Here is a 1,979-nt window from a genome sequence, read left to right as displayed (position 1 = left end):
ATTCAGGACTGGCGGATGACTTACAACCACCGCCGTCCGCACAGCTCTCTTGGAGGGTTGACGCCTGCCGAATTTTCGACTCAGTGTGCTTCCGTTCCAGAGAAGGTTCCGCCTACGGCTCCACCTTCTCCTCCACTCCAGCACACTGACTTACTTACCTAACCCCAACTCTCATAAGCCTGGTTCAAACTTCGGGGGCATTTCAGCAGCACGTCCACTGTTGTGTCAACCGGATCGAAGAACGGCAATGACATCCCCATATCCGCTGAGTGGTCGACCGATTCATCTTATTTGGCAATTCAACGACGGATCAGAAAAGCCAAAGGCTTCAATGTGACCACAGCCTGGCCACTGCTGAGGCTCGATTTGATTTCTGGCGAACCTGTGCAGTTGCGGGAAGATGCAAAACTTGCCTTCTGGCGAGAATGAGCCCTGCGGCGATGACCAATTTTCTCACCTGGCCGCGCGTTTCGCGGCTTGATATCTGTCAATTCATTTTTGAAAGGCAATTTGCATGACACCATTTACAACTCCGTTTGCCGCTGCGGCAACAGTACTCTTGTGTTCGACCGTCGCAACCTCACTCAACGCCGAACTCATCCAGATTAAACCAGTTGGAGGAAAAAACGCACCTCTCGACGCATTCATTTCTCCCGGGACTGTCACAAAGACGAACGATGTGGACTTTTCAGAACCGGTCGGTTTCAAGTACGTACGAGCCACTACTGGATTGACGACAGCAACAACTCGGACTGACTGGAACTACGGACAGAGCGCTGGGACGTTTTCATTCAGTATGAAAACTTTCGGGGCATCCGATGAGGCATATGTTGGTGGATCAATCAGTGGCACGACTTGGGGCTTTGCGGACACTCAGGCAAGGAAACTCAAGTACGATTGGTCGGCAAGAGGCAAGGGGTTAACATTACAAACCCCAGACCGAAACGGACGAAAAGACCCCACCGAACGCGGCACGGTTTACGGAAATGGGACATTTACTGGATTCGGAAGTTTCTATTTCGATTTCTTCGATGGTGTCCGAGAATTCGATCAGAATGCAAGCGGAATGATCCGGTATGCCCTTTGGGATGGAGAATATCTGGGGGAAAGCGCGAACAATGCAGACATATGGCACGAAGCCGTCCCAGGCCCCTTCGCAAATGATATAACTGGGACTTATCTCGCACCTGTAACAGCAACGCTCGGTCTGACAAATCCCATTTTTGTCGGACCAGCTATTACGGAGGTTTCTTCCCTTGTCTCAAATGTCTCCGCTGGATTGCAATCGTTATCCTCACTTGAATCCGTGAGTACTCCCGAAGTCGTTAGTTACCTGTTCGAATCGTTTCTCAACCCGATCACGACCCTGACACTACCTGAGGGTTTCGATTCAATCGAAATTGAATATGGTCAAAACAGACAGACTATTGCTGCAGGGGAAACAGTCAACTTTGGACCAGGTGGAGTGACGTCATTCTCGCTGCTGGCACCAGAATTTATGTTGCTTTCGCCTGATGAACTGTCATCAACTACACTCGGATTCACATTCCTGAATGAAGGCATCGCGGATCTGCAACAGACAGTTGTCACAGAATCAGCAGCGACTGTTCCTGAACCGACATCAATGACGCTCTTTCTTCTGGGATCACTCGGCTTTGGATTCTCTCGAAGACGAGCAAAAACAGCCGCGCGCAAGAATTAAGACCCGGTCAATTGCTTGTCGTGAGCGCCAACGTGTGAAGACGATGTCGTTGCCGAAAGTGGTTCCCCGATGTGAAATGCCCCCGAAGTTTGAACCAGGCTTATGAGAGTTGGGGTTAGGTAAGTAAGTCAGTGTGCTGGAGTGGAGGAGAAGGTGGAGCCGTAGGCGGAACCTTCTCTGGAACGGAAGCACACTGAGTCGAAAATTCGGCAGGCGTCAACCCTCCAAGAGAGCTGTGCGGACGGCGGTGGTTGTAAGTCATCCGCCAGTCCTGAAT

Annotated in this window: 3 protein-coding genes; 2 read left to right on the top strand and 1 reads right to left on the bottom strand. The window is 50.9% G+C overall.

Features of this window, described 5'->3' with window-relative positions:
* The gene (locus KOR42_RS28065) at positions 1–162 is read left to right on the top strand and encodes an integrase core domain-containing protein (RefSeq protein ID WP_390620856.1); all 162 of its coding nucleotides are present in this window, start codon (positions 1–3) and stop codon (positions 160–162) included.
* Between the two features lie 352 nt (positions 163–514).
* Positions 515–1,702, top strand: coding sequence for a PEP-CTERM sorting domain-containing protein (locus KOR42_RS26095; protein ID WP_146512726.1), 1,188 nt, complete (start codon positions 515–517; stop codon positions 1,700–1,702).
* 115 nt (positions 1,703–1,817) lie between these two features.
* Here the strand turns inward: KOR42_RS26095 and KOR42_RS28060 are convergent, their stop codons facing one another.
* Positions 1,818–1,979 carry an integrase core domain-containing protein gene (locus KOR42_RS28060; RefSeq protein WP_390620856.1) on the bottom strand — a complete coding sequence of 54 codons (162 nt, stop codon included), beginning with the start codon at positions 1,977–1,979 and terminating at the stop codon, positions 1,818–1,820.

This window comes from Thalassoglobus neptunius (assembly GCF_007859735.1).
In the GTDB taxonomy this organism is placed as follows: domain Bacteria; phylum Planctomycetota; class Planctomycetia; order Planctomycetales; family Planctomycetaceae; genus Thalassoglobus; species Thalassoglobus neptunius.
Note: the sequence above shows the minus strand (reverse complement) of the source record. Positions and strands in the feature narration are given on the sequence as shown.

Excerpts from the sequence above, each read along its gene's own strand:
- KOR42_RS26095 (WP_146512726.1), top strand. The coding sequence starts at position 515 with ATGACACCATTTACAACTCCGTTTGCCGCTGCGGCAACAGTACTCTTG.